15 protein-coding genes are annotated in these 17,697 nt (G+C 51.5%); 8 read left to right on the top strand and 7 right to left on the bottom strand.

All coding sequences use genetic code 11. The features are described 5' to 3' along the window. Positions 1–16 precede the first annotated feature (16 nt). The gene (locus FH871_RS03405) at positions 17–2,371 is read left to right on the top strand and encodes a family 20 glycosylhydrolase (RefSeq protein ID WP_138989903.1); all 2,355 of its coding nucleotides are present in this window, start codon (positions 17–19) and stop codon (positions 2,369–2,371) included. A gap of 8 nt (positions 2,372–2,379) precedes the next feature. Here FH871_RS03405 and FH871_RS03400 read toward each other — a convergent pair whose 3' ends face one another. Next, on the bottom strand, positions 2,380–3,354 hold the full coding sequence (locus FH871_RS03400; protein ID WP_138989902.1) for a cytochrome c: 975 nt from the start codon (positions 3,352–3,354) through the stop codon (positions 2,380–2,382). A 273-nt stretch (positions 3,355–3,627) separates the two neighbouring features. On the opposite strand from FH871_RS03400, the gene FH871_RS03395 reads away from it, so the two are divergent. The 3 genes from FH871_RS03395 (at position 3,628) to FH871_RS03385 (ending at position 7,389) form a co-directional block, all read left to right on the top strand. After that, positions 3,628–5,091: an APC family permease gene (locus FH871_RS03395; RefSeq protein WP_138989901.1), complete on the top strand. Its 1,464-nt coding sequence runs from the start codon at positions 3,628–3,630 to the stop codon at positions 5,089–5,091. Positions 5,092–5,218: 127 nt separating this feature from the next. Then, positions 5,219–6,001, top strand: coding sequence for a LytTR family DNA-binding domain-containing protein (locus FH871_RS03390; protein WP_138989900.1), 783 nt, complete (start codon positions 5,219–5,221; stop codon positions 5,999–6,001). A 50-nt stretch (positions 6,002–6,051) separates the two neighbouring features. Next, on the top strand, positions 6,052–7,389 hold the full coding sequence (locus FH871_RS03385; RefSeq protein WP_138989899.1) for a M23 family metallopeptidase: 1,338 nt from the start codon (positions 6,052–6,054) through the stop codon (positions 7,387–7,389). Between the two features lie 94 nt (positions 7,390–7,483). Here the strand turns inward: FH871_RS03385 and FH871_RS03380 are convergent, their stop codons facing one another. The 5 genes from FH871_RS03380 to atpA form a co-directional block, all read right to left on the bottom strand. Next, a complete protein-coding gene (locus FH871_RS03380; RefSeq protein ID WP_229316999.1) occupies positions 7,484–7,993 on the bottom strand; it encodes a DUF4136 domain-containing protein in 510 nt (169 codons plus the stop codon). 349 nt (positions 7,994–8,342) lie between these two features. Continuing rightward, positions 8,343–8,888: a YceI family protein gene (locus FH871_RS03375; RefSeq protein ID WP_138989897.1), complete on the bottom strand. Its 546-nt coding sequence runs from the start codon at positions 8,886–8,888 to the stop codon at positions 8,343–8,345. A gap of 162 nt (positions 8,889–9,050) precedes the next feature. Then, a complete protein-coding gene (locus FH871_RS03370; protein ID WP_138989896.1) occupies positions 9,051–9,287 on the bottom strand; it encodes a zinc ribbon domain-containing protein in 237 nt (78 codons plus the stop codon). A 234-nt stretch (positions 9,288–9,521) separates the two neighbouring features. After that, entirely contained in the window at positions 9,522–10,409 is an 888-nt protein-coding gene (atpG, locus tag FH871_RS03365; protein ID WP_138989895.1) for an ATP synthase F1 subunit gamma, read from the bottom strand. 111 nt (positions 10,410–10,520) lie between these two features. Further along, positions 10,521–12,098, bottom strand: coding sequence for a F0F1 ATP synthase subunit alpha (gene atpA / locus FH871_RS03360; RefSeq protein ID WP_114409659.1), 1,578 nt, complete (start codon positions 12,096–12,098; stop codon positions 10,521–10,523). A gap of 456 nt (positions 12,099–12,554) precedes the next feature. On the opposite strand from atpA, the gene FH871_RS03355 reads away from it, so the two are divergent. From FH871_RS03355 to FH871_RS33960, 3 genes are all read left to right on the top strand, one after another. Then, the gene (locus tag FH871_RS03355) at positions 12,555–13,304 is read left to right on the top strand and encodes an FKBP-type peptidyl-prolyl cis-trans isomerase (protein WP_138989894.1); all 750 of its coding nucleotides are present in this window, start codon (positions 12,555–12,557) and stop codon (positions 13,302–13,304) included. 180 nt (positions 13,305–13,484) lie between these two features. Next, entirely contained in the window at positions 13,485–15,566 is a 2,082-nt protein-coding gene (locus tag FH871_RS03350) for a carboxy terminal-processing peptidase (protein ID WP_138989893.1), read from the top strand. Between the two features lie 30 nt (positions 15,567–15,596). Then, entirely contained in the window at positions 15,597–15,719 is a 123-nt protein-coding gene (locus tag FH871_RS33960; protein ID WP_255516863.1) for a hypothetical protein, read from the top strand. Here the strand turns inward: FH871_RS33960 and FH871_RS03345 are convergent. Continuing rightward, positions 15,716–16,063, bottom strand: coding sequence for a hypothetical protein (locus tag FH871_RS03345; protein ID WP_138989892.1), 348 nt, complete (start codon positions 16,061–16,063; stop codon positions 15,716–15,718). The two genes, FH871_RS33960 and FH871_RS03345, sit on opposite strands and share 4 nt — an antisense overlap. 308 nt (positions 16,064–16,371) lie before the next feature. Here FH871_RS03345 and FH871_RS03340 point away from each other — a divergent pair, with 308 nt between their 5' ends. After that, positions 16,372–17,685, top strand: coding sequence for an aminotransferase class V-fold PLP-dependent enzyme (locus FH871_RS03340; RefSeq protein ID WP_138989891.1), 1,314 nt, complete (start codon positions 16,372–16,374; stop codon positions 17,683–17,685). The last annotated feature ends 12 nt before the right edge of the window (positions 17,686–17,697 follow it).

Here is a 17,697-nt window from a genome sequence, read left to right as displayed (position 1 = left end):
TCAACTGCTTGTGTGCATGCCTCGAATTGTCGGTCTGTGGCTGGGTTTACTGCTGTCTTTTTCCGGCTTTGGCCAGTCGGATCAGCACTTCCAGATCATTCCCAAACCGGCCAAAATGGAAGTTCTTGACGGCCGGTTTATTTTCAGCAGCGAAACCACCGTCCGGTTTCCCCCGGACAACGCCGAGCTGAAATCGTTGGCTGATCCGTTTATCCGTCAACTTCAGGCCGCTACCGGTTTTTTACTGCGAACGGAAAATCGGCCCGGAGCGACGCCAACCGGCACTTTGCTCGCTTTTTTGCCGGTTTCTGACGCGAATCTGGGCGACGAAGGTTACCGGATTGACGTTACCACCACTACTATAACGATAGAAGCGACCAAACCGGCTGGTTTTTTTTACGCCATCCAATCGCTGTATCAACTTCTGCCGCCCGAAATCTTCCGTTCCACACCCGCCGACCTGTCGGTTAAGTGGTCAGTTCCCGCTTGCCACATTGAGGATAAACCCCGCTACGGTTACCGGGGGCTGCACCTGGATGTCGCCCGACACTTCTTCCCGGTTTCGTTCATCAAAAAATACATCGACCTGTTGGCTCTGCATAAATTCAACACATTTCACTGGCACCTGACCGACGATCAGGGCTGGCGGATCGAAATAAAAAAATACCCCAAATTGACTCAGGTCGGTAGTCGGCGGAAGGAAACCCTCATTGGCCACTATTATGAATCAGATCCACAACAGTTTGACGGTCAATCGTACGGCGGTTTCTATACGCAGGATGAAGTGCGCGAGGTGGTGCGGTATGCGAAATCCAAATATGTAACTATTATTCCTGAAATAGAAATGCCGGGTCACGCCCTGGCCATTTTAGCGGCTTATCCGGAGTTCGGCTGTTCGGGAGGCCCCTACGAAACCGCCACCAAATGGGGGATCTTCACGGACGTTTTGTGCCCTTACGACCGGACGTTTACTTTTCTGGAAGATGTGCTGTCGGAGGTGATGACGTTATTCCCCGGCCCCTATATTCACATCGGTGGTGACGAATGCCCGAAAATTTCCTGGAAAAAAAGCCCGTTCTGTCAGAACCTGATGAAGAAGCTCAAACTGAAAAACGAGAATCAGTTGCAGCGTTATTTTATTTCCCGAATTGATAAATGGGTGACATCCAAAGGCTGGAAAACCATTGGCTGGGATGAAATTCTGGAAGGGAACAGTCCGGCCATCCGGGTATCGCCGGGTGCAACCGTCATGAGCTGGCGCGGCATCGACGGTGGTTTGAAAGCCGCCCGGCAGAATCACGATGTGATCATGACACCCGGCAACTTTCTGTATCTGGATCATTACCAGGCCGATCGGTCGCAGGAACCGCTGGCTTTTGGCCGGTTTACACCCCTCGAAAAAACGTATTCGTATGATCCAACACCGGCTGATCTACCGGCCACGGCTCAAAAACACCTCATCGGTGCGCAGGCCAACGTCTGGACGGAATACCTCAAAACCGCCAATCAGGTCGAATATATGGTCTGGCCGCGGGCGGCTGCCGTGGCCGAAGTGGTGTGGACACCCCTCGATCAGAAGAACTGGCCGGACTTCACCCGGCGGCTTCCGGTTCTCTTCAAACGACTGGATGCGCTGGGGGTTTCGTATTCACGGGCTTATTATGATGTGGTGGCCGAAACCCGTCCGCAGCCAGATGGAACGTTGCAGGTTTCCTTGACAACGCAGGAAGAAACCGCCGAAATCCGGTATTCGACCGATGGCTCGACGCCTACGGCCCAATCTGTTCGGTATGATCGCCCGTTCGACCTGACAAAACCCACGACGGTGAAAGCCGTTGCGGTAAAAGGCGGTGCGGTGATTGGCGATGTGCAAGCGTGGGACTTTGCGGTTTCCAAAGCAACCGGTAAATCGATCCAATTCGCCACGCCACCAACCCGGCCGAAAAATATAGACCCATCGATAGTCATTGACGGTCGCTACGGGACCACCATTGGCTATCTGGAGGAAATGCAAAACGTGGCCGGTGTGAAAACCGCCGACCTGACGGCCACCCTGGACCTGGCCGAACCGAAGTCGATTCAGTTGGTGAGGATTGGATTGGTAAAAGCCACTGCCGGGGCCATTCTGTTGCCAAAGCAGGTCGAGGTTGCCGTTTCGGACGATGGCCAGACGTTCCGTACCGTCAAAACCGTGTCGATGGACCCGACGGAACGCGGAAAAAAGGCCATCATCCGCCAGACGATCACTTTTGAACCGGTGACGTGTCGGTATGTGCGAATCATGGCCCGAAATGTAGGAAAAGTACCCACCGGAATGACCCAGGCTGGCAAAGAGGCCTGGGTCATGGCGGATGAAATTACGGTGGAGTAAGCCCCGATTTAGTTGCTGGCGAGGGCTTCTTTCTCCTTGCCGGCAACGTCGTTCTTGATTTTAGGCACCGTTTTGAGGTACTCATAAATCGCTCCCACTTCATAGTCGGTCATCTGGTGCGGGAACATTGGCGAGCGAATCAGGCTGCCATCCGGCCGCACACAGGCTTTGACGGCCTGGATGAACTGCGCTTTCGTGTATTTTTTGCCGATTCCAGTTTCTTCGTCAAAGGTGAGATTGGACGTAAAAATGGGTTTGCCATCGGGCGTTTTCATCTCGTTTCCACCGCCGTAATACCCCGCTGACAACTCGGGGGTTAGGGGATTTTGTTTGGTGAAATCGGCCGAATGGCAGGCATAGCAGGTTCCCAAACCGTCGGCTACGTAACGCCCGAATGCCACTTCGTCGGTGCTATCCGGAATCACAATGGGCTTTTCCGGGTAGGGGAGCGGTTTGATGACGGTATTGGCCAGTAGCTTGGTGAATAGCGAAAATTCGGATGGAGGAGCTTCTTTGCCGGAGGCTTGTACCGGAGCCGCATCCGAGCGGAGCCAGACCACGACCGATTTCAGGTCTTCGTCGGCCATGGTCGCAAATTTCGGCATGATCCCGGCGAAGGTGCCGTTTTTACGGACGCCGGTTCGCAAAAAGTGGAGCAGTTCCCCATCGGTCCAGTTGCCAATTCCGACGGTTTTATCCTGCGTAATGTTCATGGAGTAAACCGTTCCAAACATACTGGGAAGGTCGTTCATGTGTCTGCCTGTGAGTTGGTTATCAGCATCGGCATGGCAGGCAATACAATGCATCTGGGCAATCTTGGCACCCCGTTCCAGCCGGGCCGGGGTAGCTTCGATGGTCATTTCCTGAACCACGGGAGGGTCGTAAGTGGGAATGCCACGGACGGCAACGAAACTGACAAAGCCCAGCAAGCCAACGACGACAAAGCCGACTACGATCAGCACAATGCGCAGTACTTTTTTCATACAAGAGGAAAATTAATGAGAAGTATTCGTGTTTACAGACACAAATTAAGCGGGTGCGGGTGGGTTTGGCGGTGTCGGAATGCGTCAAAAAAACTACATTTCCCGACAGGAACCGACCGTTCAATCAAAAGGTAAAAATCGCATCAGAAAGCGTCAATACGCGCTGACAGGTTGTTTTGAGGACCCAAAACTTGTTTTTCAGACCGGTTTTGCCGAATCGCAGTTTTTTTCTTTATCTTCCGATTCCAACCTTTTCAAGCTCACAACCCCTGTATGTCTGATTACGCAAACCCGTTAACCGAAGAAAAAACTGAGTTAAAACGCTCGCTGGGGTTCATCGATGCTACCCTGCTCGTATCGGGGTCGATGATTGGTTCCGGTATTTTTATCGTCAGCGCCGATATGTCCCGCAACGTCGGATCGGCAGGTTGGTTGCTGTTACTCTGGGTGTTGACGGGCGTCATTACCGTTACGGCGGCTTTGAGTTACGGCGAATTGGCCGGTATGATGCCCAAAGCGGGCGGCCAGTTTGTGTACATCCAGCGGGCGTATGGCTCACTGCTCGGGTTTGTATATGGCTGGACGGTTTTTGCCGTGATTCAAACGGGAACCATTGCCGCCGTTGCGGTGGCCTTTACCAAGTTTACGGCGGTTTTTATACCGGCCTTGAATCCCGAAAATATCCTGTTTAGCATCGGGAGTTTTCCCATCAAGGCGTCGGCGCTCTTTGCCATTGGCAGTGTGGTGTTGCTAACCTGGATCAACAGCCAGGGTATTCAAAGTGGGAAGCTGATTCAGAACGTGTTTACGTCGGCGAAATTACTGGCTCTTCTGGGTTTGATTGTCGTGGGCATCGGCGTTGGCTCAAAAACCGGAACGCTCTCGGCGAACTTCCAGAATGCCTGGGCGGCTACCCAAACGACGGCCGATGGCTCCGTGGTGTCGCTCGGCGGCATGGCATTGCTGCTGGCGTTGGGCGTTTCGATGATCGGGTCGCTTTTCTCAGCCGATTCGTGGAATAACGTGACGTTCATTGCCGGCGAAATCCGCAATCCGCGCCGGAACATACCCCTGAGTTTGTTCGTGGGAACGCTGATGGTAACCACCATTTACGTGCTGGCCAATATTGCCTATCTCTCGCTGCTGCCCTTGCAGGGATCGCCCAGTGCTGCGGATGTGGTGGGCCGGGGCATTCAGTTTGCTTCCTACGACCGCGTGGCAACAGCTTCGGTTTCGCTGATTTTCGGGGATGTGGCCGTGGCCATCATGGCGGTTTTGATCATGGTGTCAACCTTCGGCTGCAACAACGGCCTGATTCTGTCGGGAGCCCGGCTCTATTACGCCATGGCGAAAGAAGGGCTTTTTCTGAAAACCGCGGCCCAACTCAACAAAAATTCCGTCCCCGGTATTGCGCTTTGGCTGCAGTGCGGCTGGGCGTCTGTCCTTTGTTTGTCAGGAACGTACGGCGATTTGCTGGATTATTGTACTTTCACTTCGTTGGTGTTCTACATCATTACCATCGGTGGTCTTTTTCTGCTTCGTCGCAAAGAACCCAATGCCGAGCGACCCTACAAAGCCTTTGGATATCCGCTGGTGCCGGCGCTCTACATCCTGGCCGGGGTGACCATCTGCCTGATTCTGCTGAAAGAAAAAACATTCAATACCGGCATGGGATTGTTGATTGCCGGTCTGGGCGTCCCGATCTATTTCATGACCTCGCGTGGGCGGAAGAATTAAGGCTGCGGCACAATTCCTTCACCGGTTTTCGCAATACACCCATCAGAAAAAGCATTTCGGTCAGGATTCTTTTTAGAAATTGGCCGAAATGCCATTACTTGCTGTTGTTTCCTGAAAAATTATTCTGATGAAGGTATTGATTGTTGAAGACGAGGATCTGGCGGTGCGCAAGTTGCGAAAACTGGTGCAGGAAGTGGACCCGACGCTCGAAGTGGCGGGTATCACGGCCAGCATTGAAGATACCGTCGGCTGGCTCAAAAACAACCCGGCCCCCGACCTGATTTTCATGGATATTGAACTGGCCGATGGGCAGAGCTTCGAAATATTCGAGCAGGTGGAGGTGAACAGTACGGTTATTTTTACGACTTCCTACGACGAATATGCACTCCAGGCTTTTAAAGTCAACAGCATCGACTATTTGTTGAAACCGATTCAGAAGGATGATTTACAGCGCAGTCTGAAAAAATTCCGTGATTTGAAAGTTCGGCGGCAGGAAGTCAGTGCCCCATCCGCTCCGGCTTTCAATTTGGATAAACTCCTGCGCGAACTGCAATTGCAACAGCCGAAGGAATACCGGCGACGGTTTCTGGTGCGGCTGGGGCAGCGGCTGCTTTCGATTGAGGTGCAGGACATTGCTTTTTTCTTTACCGACGAACGGTTTAGCTTTTTCAAAACCTGGAATAATCAGAAATACCTGATCGACTACACCCTCGACGAACTGGAGGATGCGCTGGATCCGGGTATGTTTTTTCGCATCAACCGGGGTGTCATCGTTACCCACAGCACCGTTGAACAGATTCAGCCGTATTTCGGAAACCGCCTTTCTCTTACGCTGAAACCGGTATTCGAAAAAGAAGCCATCGTTAGCCGCGAGAAGGTAAGTGATTTTAAAGTCTGGATGGGCAAATAATAAACCTTGCAGCCAGAGTAGCCGTTTATTAATCAAACGACTGCTCATCAATGAACTTCTCTTTCATCAACCGACTTCTCTCTTGCGCCATACTGAGTCTGCTGGGAGCCTGCACAAGTGTCGGGCCGGGCAAATTGTTTCGGTCGGCATCACCGCACGATCAATACGCCCAGTCACTGCGCGATGCCCGGCTGGAACGTACGGCTTTAGGCACTGACTGGCTGACGACGGCCGACCGGGCTTTGAAAGATTCGGTGCTTATCACGGTGCCGTACCGCGAAAGCGGTTATTTCTCGTCTTCCCGCCCTTTTGCGCTCGGTTATCGCCTGAACGGACAGCGGGGCGACAAATTCATCATCAAAGTCGATGTGCAGGGGCAGGAGCCGGTGCAGGTCTTCATCGACGTTTTTGAACTGAACGAAAGTAACCGGGACCCCGACCGGCTATCGTCCGCCAAAGCTGATACCAATCAGTTAGAGCTGGAAATCCGCCGAACGCGCACCCACCTCGTCCGGATTCAGCCTGAGTTATTACGCAGTGGCCGCTACACGCTTTCCATCACCCGCGAACCGATCCTGAGTTTTCCGGTTGTCGGTCGCGATAGTCGCCAGATCAGCAGTTACTTCGGCGTTCCGCGCGATGCGGGGCGTCGTCGGCACGAGGGCATCGACATTTTTGCCCCCCGTGGCACTCCGGCTATTTCTGCATCCGACGGGTATATTTCCCGGGTAGGGACCAATAACCTGGGTGGGAATGTGGTTTATGTATCGGACGCCCGGCGGAACCAGACGCTGTATTACGCCCACCTGGATTCGCAGGCCGTTCAGCAGGGACAGAAGGTTTCGGTGGGCGACACCGTGGGTTTTGTGGGCAATACCGGCAACGCCCGAACGACCGGTCCGCACCTGCATTTTGGCATTTACAGTTCCAATACGGGTGCCGTCGATCCGCTGCCTTTTGTCCGGCGCGGAACCGGTCCGGCGCGTCAGTCCCTGCTTGCCGCCGAAACGCTGGGCGACTCCGTTCGCATTTCGTCCACCCGGGCCGTGGTCCGTCAATCGCCCAACGGTGATGCCCCCATTCTGCGCACCTTGCCGCGTTCTTCTGCATTTACCATTGCGGGCGGAACAGCAACGTGGCTGCGGGTTGAATTGCCGGATGGGGTAAGGGGCTATGTCGCCAGCAGCGTTGTTGAACCGGCCCGGCGGGTGTTGCGCCGGGCGTCCTTGCCCGTTGGGACCGATCTGCTGGAATCGGCCAGTTCACAAGCCGCGGTTATCGAAAGACTGCCCTCCGGATCGGCTGTCGATGTTTTGGGCGTCTTCGGATCGTTCCAACTGGTGCGGCACACCACCGGCCTAACGGGCTGGCTGTCGCAAGCGCCCTAAAAGCAAAAACCGCTCACTTCGTTGGAAGTAAGCGGTTTTGATACCTTTCAATCAATTTGAAACTCACACCTGCCAGGCGTCGTGTTGTCGTTGATTATTTCTCTTTAATTGAGCCGTAATCAGAACCGGCACTTTCTGGAAGTTGTTTCATGATGCTTTGAACCGTTGTCCGGTAAGCCACATCACGATTGCTCTCCTTTTTGCTCTGGTTTAACTGACCCGAAGCCCAGCCCTGCCAGATGATGTCGTTCGTGCGGGTATCATACACGTTGACAACGACCCGGTTTTCTTCGTATTGACGGGTGTATACATTGTTAAAACCGGGGTTATACCACATCCAGTAAGGCGACCAGTTGTTGTTGGACTGCACTTGCTGACGGTCTTTCGAATCGGAGAAAAACCGGATGACAAGGTCGGCTTCTCCGCCTACGACCGGCTTGTAGCCTTTGGCCCGCATCGTTTTCTCGATCTCGTCGGCAATACGGCGTTGGTTCAGGTTACTGCCCGCAATCGGGTCAGCATTACGGCGTTGGTCAGCTTCAACCCGGAAGGTGCTGAACTGGCGAACATTGACTTTGGGGTCATAGTCAAATTTGACATTCACTGATGGCGAACAACTTGCCAACAGACCCAACATGAACAGACTGGCAATTATGCTCCTGATATTCATCGGTTGATTTGCGTTATTAGGGTTAATGTAATCGACTTCCAAATTTAAGTGAACTACTTGTTAACGCTTACTGATTTCTCATTAGTATTTAGTCCCTTAAATAACTAAATTTTACAAAAGTTAGTTCGCTGAATCAACCTTGCTTTCTTGAGTTATATGTTTAAATCTTTATTTTTTAAAAGGCTGACTAATAGCAAATTAGTTGTGTAGGCTGTGTTTTTTAGGGCATTAAAAAACCATCCGCCCTCTGGAGACGGATGGTTAAAAATAGTTAAAAGAAGTCTTACTGATGCGACACCTGAACGTCGAGAAGCAGCTTGACATCGTCGCTAACGACCACGCCACCGGCTTCGGTAACGGCATCCCACGACAAACCGTATTCTTTCCGCTTGATGGTGCCGGTAATTTCGAAACCAGCTTTGGTGTTACCGTAGAAATCACCCATTTGTCCGCCGTGTTCTGCTTTCAGGGTGATGGATTTTGTGGTTCCCCGGATGGTGAGGTCGCCCGTAATGTCGTACGTATCATCGCCGGTTTTCTTGACAGACGTCGATACAAAAGTCAGTTGTGGATGGTTTTCGGCATCAAAAAAATCGGCTGATTTCAAGTGACCGTCGCGTTGGTCGTTACCCGTAGTGATGCTATCGATATCGGCGGAGAAAGAAACCGAAGCGTTTTCAAAGTCGTCGCCAACCGTTTCAACTTTTCCATCGAAGGAGTTGAATTTACCGGTTACGTTCGAGACCATCAGGTGACGTACTTTAAACTGGATGACGGAGTGAGATGGATCAATGGTCCATACGATGGTTTCGGGAGCAGCAGTTGCCATGATTGTCTTTTATTTTTGGTTAATAATGTTAATACATTTAATGTTAATACATTTAATGTCGAAAAAATGTTTCAAGATTCCTTATTTTTTTTTGAAAAAGAATGATGTCACTGAAGATCAATTCATGAAGAGGTTGTAAAATTTCGTGCAAATTTCTGGCTATCAACCAAATAGTAAATCAAGGGCGGCCCCCAGATTATCTTTCCCCTCAAGAATTTCCGGATTATAAAACTCGGTATAACTACATTTTGTACACGAGCAGGCTATAAACACGTTGTGCTCGATGTCGAAAATACGGGACAGGCCCGTTCCGGTAGCAGCAATCCGCTTGACATACACCTCACGGTTTTGGCATTTTGCACAGGAATACCGGTTGGCAATTTCATGTTCAATGGTCATGGAAAATACGGTTTGTAGTGTGAAAATTAACGGGCTTAAAGATAGATTTTCACGGAAAACCGTAGGGAAGTTATGGGCAGAAAGGTAATTTGTCGCTGTGAGTGGATTTATAAAGTTACCACAATAATGAAAACGATTCTTTCGTATGGCAACGGTTCGAATGTTGCGAAGCTATAAAAAATAAACCCCCGTTGCGGATCACGCAACGGGGGTTCGGTATCGGCTTCTTATTTGTTATTGTTGTGCCAGTGCTTCGGCTCCACCAACGATTTCGAGAATTTCTTTCGTAATAGCGGCCTGACGGGTACGGTTGTAAACCAGCTTGAGTTCTTTCAACAGTTCCCCGGCATTTTCCGTGGCTTTGTCCATCGCCGTCATCCGCGCGCCGTGTTCAGAGGCATTGGATTCAAGAACGGCTTTGTACAACTGAATTTTCAGCGTTTTCGGAATCAGCTCCGTGATGATTTCTTCTTCCGAAGGCTCAAACAGATAGTTAACGTTGTTCGCCTTCGTAGCGGAATGCGTTGCTGCCGAAACGATGGGCAGAAACTGCTCGGAGCGGATCACCTGCGTCGCCACGTTTTTGAACTCGTTGAAAACGACGTCTACGCGATCGTACTGACCGGCGGTGAAAGCCGCCATGACCTCTTCAGCGGCCGCCCGGACTTTGGCAAAACTCAACGACAGAAAGGTATCGACAAAGTTGGTATTGACCTTATACCCCCGGCGTTGAAAAGCTTCAGCTCCTTTTTTACCAATGGCCAGAATTTCAACGTTACCCCGGCGGTTTTGCTCGGCGTAGCGTTCATTGATCAGGACCAGCGTTTCCTTGACAACGTTGGTGTTGAAGGCCCCCGCCAGACCCCGGTCCGAGGTTACCACGATCAGCAGTACCCGTTCGATGGGACGAACCTGGTTGTACGGACTTTCACCCGCCAGTTCGGCACCAGCCGCGACGGTGCTGAGCATTTCACTCAGTTTTCGGGCATACGGACGCATCTGGATGATGTTGTCCTGTGCCCGGCGCAGTTTAGCCGCAGCCACCATTTTCATGGCTTTGGTGATCTGCTGCGTCGAGATAATTGAGGTAATCCGGCTTCGTACTTCTTTTAGTGAGGCCATTGTCTTTGGTTGTGGAGTGGTGATCGTTGAAAGTTGGGAAATAATCCGCCGGGGTCTCCGGGACGATTAGTTCCGCACTTTCAACGATCTGAACTCCTGAGTATCTAAACGTTATGCGTAACGAACTGCTAATTCCGTGGCAACTTTCTTGATGACCCCGATGATGCTGTCGTCCAGTTTCCCGGCGCGGAGCAGATCCAGCGTATCCTGGTATTGCGTTGTCAGTAGCATCGTGAATTCGGATTCAAATTCTTTGACCCGGTTGACCGGCACTTTATCGAGGAAACCGTTGGTCGAGGCCAGGATGATGGCCACCTGATGCTCTACCAAAACCGGCGAATACTGCGGTTGTTTCAGGATTTCCTGGTTCCGCCGACCCCGTTCGATGGTCAGTTTCGTCGACGCATCGAGGTCAGAACCGAACTTGGCAAAGGCTTCCAGTTCGCGGAACTGAGCCTGATCCAGTTTCAGTGTACCGGCCACTTTCTTCATCGACTTGATCTGGGCATTACCACCCACCCGCGATACCGAGATACCGACGTTGATGGCGGGGCGGATACCGGAGTTGAAGAGGTTGGTTTCCAGGAAGATCTGTCCGTCGGTAATCGAAATTACGTTCGTCGGAATATAAGCAGAAACGTCACCGGCCTGGGTTTCGATGATCGGCAGAGCCGTCAGCGAACCACCTCCTTTAACCTTACCCGTCAAAGACGGCGGCAGGTCGTTCATGGTGGCGGCAATGGCGTCGTTATTGATAATCTTGGCGGCCCGTTCCAGCAGACGGCTGTGCAGGTAGAAGACGTCACCCGGATAGGCTTCCCGTCCCGGAGGACGACGCAGCAGCAGCGACACCTCACGGTAGGCCACGGCTTGTTTCGACAAATCGTCATAGACCACCAGGGCCGGACGACCCGTATCCCGGAAGTACTCACCGATGGCGGCACCGGTAAAAGGCGCAAAGAACTGCATCGGCGACGGATCGGCTGCGGGAGCCGCTACGATCACCGTATAGTCCATGGCTCCGGCCCGGCGCAGGGTGGCTTCCACCTGCTTAACGGTAGAGGCTTTCTGGCCACAGGCCACGTAGATACAGAATACGGGCTGACCTTTGTCGTAAAATTCTTTCTGGTTGATAATGGTGTCGATGGCCACGGCGGTTTTACCCGTCTGGCGGTCACCAATGATCAACTCGCGCTGTCCCCGACCGATGGGGATCATGGCGTCGATGGATTTAATACCGGTTTGCAGCGGTTCGGTTACGGGCTGGCGGAAGATAACCCCCGGGGCTTTGCGCTCCAGTGGCATGGCAAACGTTTCGCCAACAATAGGGCCTAAACCGTCGATGGGGATACCAAGCGTGTTGACAACCCGACCCAGAATACCTTCGCCAACGTTGACGTAGGCAATCTGATTCGTACGCTTCACCGTGGCACCTTCTTTAATTTCGCTGTAGTCACCCAGCAATACGGTTCCGACGTTGTCTTCTTCGAGGTTCAGGGCTAATGCCTGCAATCCGTTTTCAAACACCAGCAATTCACCGGCCTGGACTTTTGACAGTCCGTAAATGCGGGCTACTCCGTCACCAATCTGCAACACCGTACCGATTTCCTCGAGTTCGGCGGTGGTTCTGGAGTTCGATAGCTGTTCCCGGAGAATGGCCGAAACCTCGTCGGGTCTAACTGATACCATATGAGTGGAAGAATCGTTTTATGATGGTTCTAAGAATTCGGGTGCAAAGTTACGCACTAAATTTCACTAAAACAGACGTTATCAAGAAAATTCGTTGGCAAAGTTTATACTTTTCTAAGAATCGGGCGTGCATGATTTCATAAAGTGGACTGAGCCGGTATGAATCGCATTTTAACCGGAAAGTCGGGGTTCCCCGAAAAAAAGTACACTATTTGAACTCCGCTTGTTGAGATCCTGACATTTGTTTTTTACTTTAGTGAGTTGTGAGTCATTCGTCGTCAGGAACCCCAGTCCGGTATTGACCGAATTACCCATCCTGGTGGTCTCCACTGACCCCTGCCTGTCACCATTCATCAATAATTTGTTTCATTAAATCCTGCTATTGCCAAACTTTTGACCTACATCTTTACGTTTTCAGCTTAAGCACTTTTTGAATACAACTTTTGTATCTTACACATGACGATTAAACAATGGACTTTAGCCGGCCTGCTGTCGGCTGTATTGGTAACGGGTCAGGTTATGGCTCAAACGAAAAAAACGGCCGTTAAGCCCAAACCCAAAGCACCGGCTGCTGCCGTTGCGGGAGCCGCTGCCCCGCTCAAATTAAACAATGCCATCGATTCCGTTAGTTATAGCATTGGCGTCAATGTGGGATTAGGGCTGAAACAGCAGAATCTCGGCAATGCCAACATCAAAGCCATTACGAAAGCATTGCAGGATGCACTCCAGTCGCAGAACATGCAGATTGCACCGGAGCAGGCTAACCAGATCATCGGCGCGTATTTCCAGAAAGAACGGTCGGCCAAAGCGGATGCCAACAAAAAGATTGGAGAACAGTTTTTAACGGAGAATAAAAAGAAACCGGGCGTGCAGACGACGGCCAGCGGGTTGCAATACGAAATCGTCAAGGAGGGAACCGGTCCCAAACCGATGACCACCGATACCGTTAAAGCACATTATACGGGCCGACTGATCGACGGAACGGTTTTTGACAGCTCCGTTGAACGGGGGCAGCCGCTCGAAATACCGGTCAATCAGGTCATTCAGGGATGGAGTGAAGCGCTTCAGTTGATGCCGGTGGGCTCGAAATGGAAATTGTTTATTCCATCATCGCTGGCCTATGGCGCGCAGGGAACCGGCCCCCAAATTGGGCCCAACTCGACGCTCGTTTTCGATATCGAACTGCTGGAAATTGTGAAGAAGTAATCAATGAATGGTTAAAAATTGTTAAATGGTTGGATGCAGTGGATGGTTCAAGGGCTAAATATGGTTAATCAATTGGTGAATGGATGAAACTGTGTAGCCATTGGATAAACCATCTTAACCATTTTTAGCCATTCAGTTTTTAAATAAAGAGTGGTGCTACATTAATCATAAAAGGGGAACATGAGAAAGTATCTCATTACGTTAGTACCGGTGCTGATGCTGAGTCTTCAGCCGGGTCCACAAGCAGGGATGTCAGCCGTACCGCTGCCCCCCCCGAGCGCTGATGATTTAAAACCGTCGGTATCGCAGGAACATGTTGAACAACTGGTCGCGCGTTTGCTGACGACCCACCACTACCGCAAAGTGCGCCTGAACGACTCCCTGTCGTCGGTCGTTTTTGACAATTACCTCAAGGAACTGGACGGAAACAAAGCTTACTTTCTGGCTTCCGACGTCAATTCATTCGAGAAATACCGCAACAACATTGATGATCAGTTGATCAACGGCGAGCTGACGGCCGCTTACGACATCTACAATGTGTTCCGGAAACGCTACCAGGAGCGCAATAAATTTGTTCAGGAGAACTTCGTAAAACCGTTCGATTTTACGGTAGACGAAACTTTCAATACCGACCGCGAAAAAGCCAACTGGCCCAAAAGCGTCGAAGAGCAAAACGACTTGTGGCGCAAACTGCTGAAAAACCAGTCGCTGGAACTGAAGCTGACCGGAAAAGCCGATACGTCGGTCGTCAACAGCATGAAGTCGCGGTATAAAAACCTCGATCGGTACATGAGCCGGATCAAAGCCGAAGACGTGTTTCAGATTTATATGAACTCGTTTGCCGAATCACTCGATCCGCACACCAACTACATGTCGCCCCGCTCGGCCGACCGTTTCAACCAGGAAATGAGCGCATCGCTGGAAGGCATTGGTGCCCTGTTGCAGGAAGATGGCGACTACATCAAGATTTCGGACATCGTTCCCGGCGGCCCGGCTTTCAAAAGCAAGCTGTTGACGAAAGGCGATAAGATCGTGGGCGTGGCCCAGGGTGAAGGCGGTCAGATTGTCAACATTGTTGGCTATCAGGTCGACGACGCCGTTAAACTGATCAAAGGTCCTAAAGGTACGACGGTTCGTCTGCAAATTCAGTCGAATGATGCCATTGCCGGTGCTCCCCCAAAAGAGATTCGGCTGGTTCGTGAAAAAATCAAACTGGAAGAGCAACGTGCCAAGAAAGAGGTGATCGAAGTCACGCAGAACCAGAAGAAATACAAACTGGGCGTGATTACCATTCCGGTTTTCTACCGCGATTTTGAAGGTGCCCGCAAGCGTGAAGAAGGCTTTGCCAGCACAACCGGCGATGTTCAGAAATTTTTGAACGAGCTGAAAGCTGAAAAAGTAGACGGCGTTGTGGTGGATTTGCGCGACAACGGCGGAGGGTCGCTGACCGAAGCCATTACCTTGACTGGTTTGTTCATCTCACGCGGACCCGTGGTGCAGGTGAAAGAAGCCCAGGGCGACATTGAAGTACAAACCGATCCCGATCCGTCGATCATCTACGATGGTCCGCTGGCGGTGATGGTAAACCGCTTCAGCGCATCGGCGTCGGAAATTTTTGCGGCCGCTATTCAGGATTACAAACGCGGGCTGATCGTTGGTAGCCAGACCTACGGGAAAGGCACCGTTCAGACGATGGTGGATCTGAACACCTGGTTGAAAGAATCGGAGAAAGTGGGACAGGTTAAAATGACCATTGCCAAGTTCTACCGCATCAACGGCAGCAGCACCCAGCACAAAGGCGTGACTCCGGACATTGAATTGCCATCGGCTTTCAGCGCGGAAGAATACGGCGAAAGCTCACAACCCAGCGCGTTGCCCTGGGACCAAATTGCTTCGGCCCGGTTCGACGTCACCAGTAGCCTGGACGACAAAATCATCACCAAAATCCGCGAACGCTACGAACAGCGTTTGAAGTCGGATACGGATATGAAACAGTTGATGGCTGATTTTGCCGAACTGAAACGCGCCAAAGAGAAAACCGTCGTTTCCCTCCAGGAGTCGAAACGCAAGAAGGAACGCGACGACGCGGAAAAACGTCGGAAGTCGATCAGTGCTTCGGCGGGCGAACCGGTGGCAACCAACGACTCGACCACACCGGCCAAAGATCCGAAAGATGCCAAGGCACCGAAGAAGGATTTGTATCTGGATGAGTGTGGCAAGTTACTGGCCGACTACATTGCCTTCACGAAGAATCCGCAGTAAGGGAATCTTCTGCTTCTAGTAAAAAACCGTATGGCTCAACGCCATACGGTTTTTTTATACCGAAAGATGGCAGACCAGTTGCTACAAACGCTGACGGCCCCGGAGCAATCCGGGGCCGTCAGCGTTTTTGGTGGAGGACAGGTAGTGCATTAGATCAGGCGAATGCGAACCTTGGCCAGGTATTCCTGATTTTCGTTCGAGTTTGGCTCGGTCAAAAATACTTTTTTGCCCATGAGTTGCTTAATCAGCGTGGCATTCAGGCTTTTGTTGTCACCGCTGGAAATCCGCAAATCGGCCAGCCGTTGTTCGCCATCGACCCGGAATTTGATGACGACGAAATCTTCGTTATCAAGCTGTTGCAAGATCTCCGGATACAAAACATAGGAGGCAATCTGTTGTTCCAGCGTTTGTTTGAGCGTAATTTTTTTCTGACCCGAAGCCCGTAAAGTGATTGCCAAGGCGAGGCAGAGTGTACTGATTATCAAGACCGTTTTCATTAGTTTGTTGCGACTAGAATTGTATCAATGGTGTGGATATGTCAGATTCGACTTTACAAAGGTAGGGCGACCGGGGTAGCTCTTTTAGCGCACAACTACGCAATCTGAAAATCACGTAGTTTCCACATACCCTTCCGCCGGAAGTGCGTAGTTACCCTTTCATCATTCATTGTATACTATTTGATCGATCAATGCGGAAGAAAAGTAGATGGTTTGGTGATTTACTTTAATATTCTTTGGTGTAAATACGGAAATGGCAATTTTATTTATACCTTGTAGTCCGAACGCCATATTCCCTCCTGAACAGAATGTCTACCCGCCGTACTTTCTTCCGCCAACTGGGTGCAGCAGCCGCTACGCCCCTCGTTTTGCCTGATTTTCTGACTGAATCGACCCGCACGGCTTTTCAGCGACTTCAAAAACCGGGAAGCCCGCAGCAGATTGCGCAGGACGAAGACTACTGGTCGTGGATCAAAGCCGAGTATACGGTTTCGCCCAATATTCTGAACCTGAACAATGGCGGGGTCAGTCCGCAGCCGAAAACGGTTCAGGACGCCCACATCCGGTTTTATCAGTATTGCAACGAAGCCCCCAGCTATTACATGTGGCGGATTCTGGATCAGGGCCGGGAGTCGCTACGGGCTAAACTGGCCGATCTGGCGGGATGCTCACCGGACGAACTGGCCATCAACCGCAATGCGACGGAAGGCCTGAATACCATTATTTTCGGCCTAACGCTGAAACCGGGCGACGAGGTCGTGCTGGCGAAGCAGGATTATCCGAATATGATGAATGCCTGGAAACAGCGGGAAAAACGCGACGGCATTAAACTTGTCTGGCTCGACCTGAAACTGCCTTCCGAAAACGACGATGAGCTGGTGCGGCAATACGCCAGCGCCATTACCAGCAAAACCAAAGTAGTTCATGTCACCCACGTTGTCAACTGGACCGGGCAGATCATGCCGGTTCGGAAAATTGCCGATCTGGCGCACAAGCAGGGCATTGAAGTCATTTGCGACGGTGCCCACAGCTTCGCCCACCTCGACTACAAAATTCCGGAGCTGGGCTGCGATTATTACGCGACCAGTCTGCACAAATGGCTTAGTGCGCCTTTCGGCAGTGGTATGATGTATATTCAAAAGGAGAAAATCAAAAACATCTGGGCGTTGTTGTCCAGTCCTGAACCCGACGGGCCGGACATCCGGAAATTCGAGTCGCTCGGAACGCGCTCGTTTGCCGCCGAAATGGCCATTGGGACGGCGGTCGATTTTCAACTGGGAATCGGAGCCGCCCGGAAATTTGCGCGTCTGCATTACCTGAAAAACTACTGGGCCGAAAAGGTGAAGGCGGTTTCTGGCGTCAAATTATTCACGTCGCTCAAACCGGAATTTGCCGGTGCCCTGGCCGTTGTCGGCATCAGCGGAATGACGGGCCCCGAGCTGGAAAGCCAGCTTCTGGGAACGTATAAAATCCATACGACGCCGATTACGTTAGGCCCCGTCGACGGGGTTCGGGTGACGCCCCACGTCTACACGACGCCCAAAGACCTCGATCGGCTGGTGGTGGCCATCACGGAACTGGCGGGAAAACAAAATCTGGCAACGAAACAAAAGAAGAGTTGATCTTCTATCTTT

The sequence above is a fragment of the Larkinella sp. C7 genome (genome assembly GCF_006149005.1).
Taxonomy (GTDB): domain Bacteria; phylum Bacteroidota; class Bacteroidia; order Cytophagales; family Spirosomataceae; genus Larkinella.
This window is presented reverse-complemented; position numbering and strand designations above follow the sequence as displayed.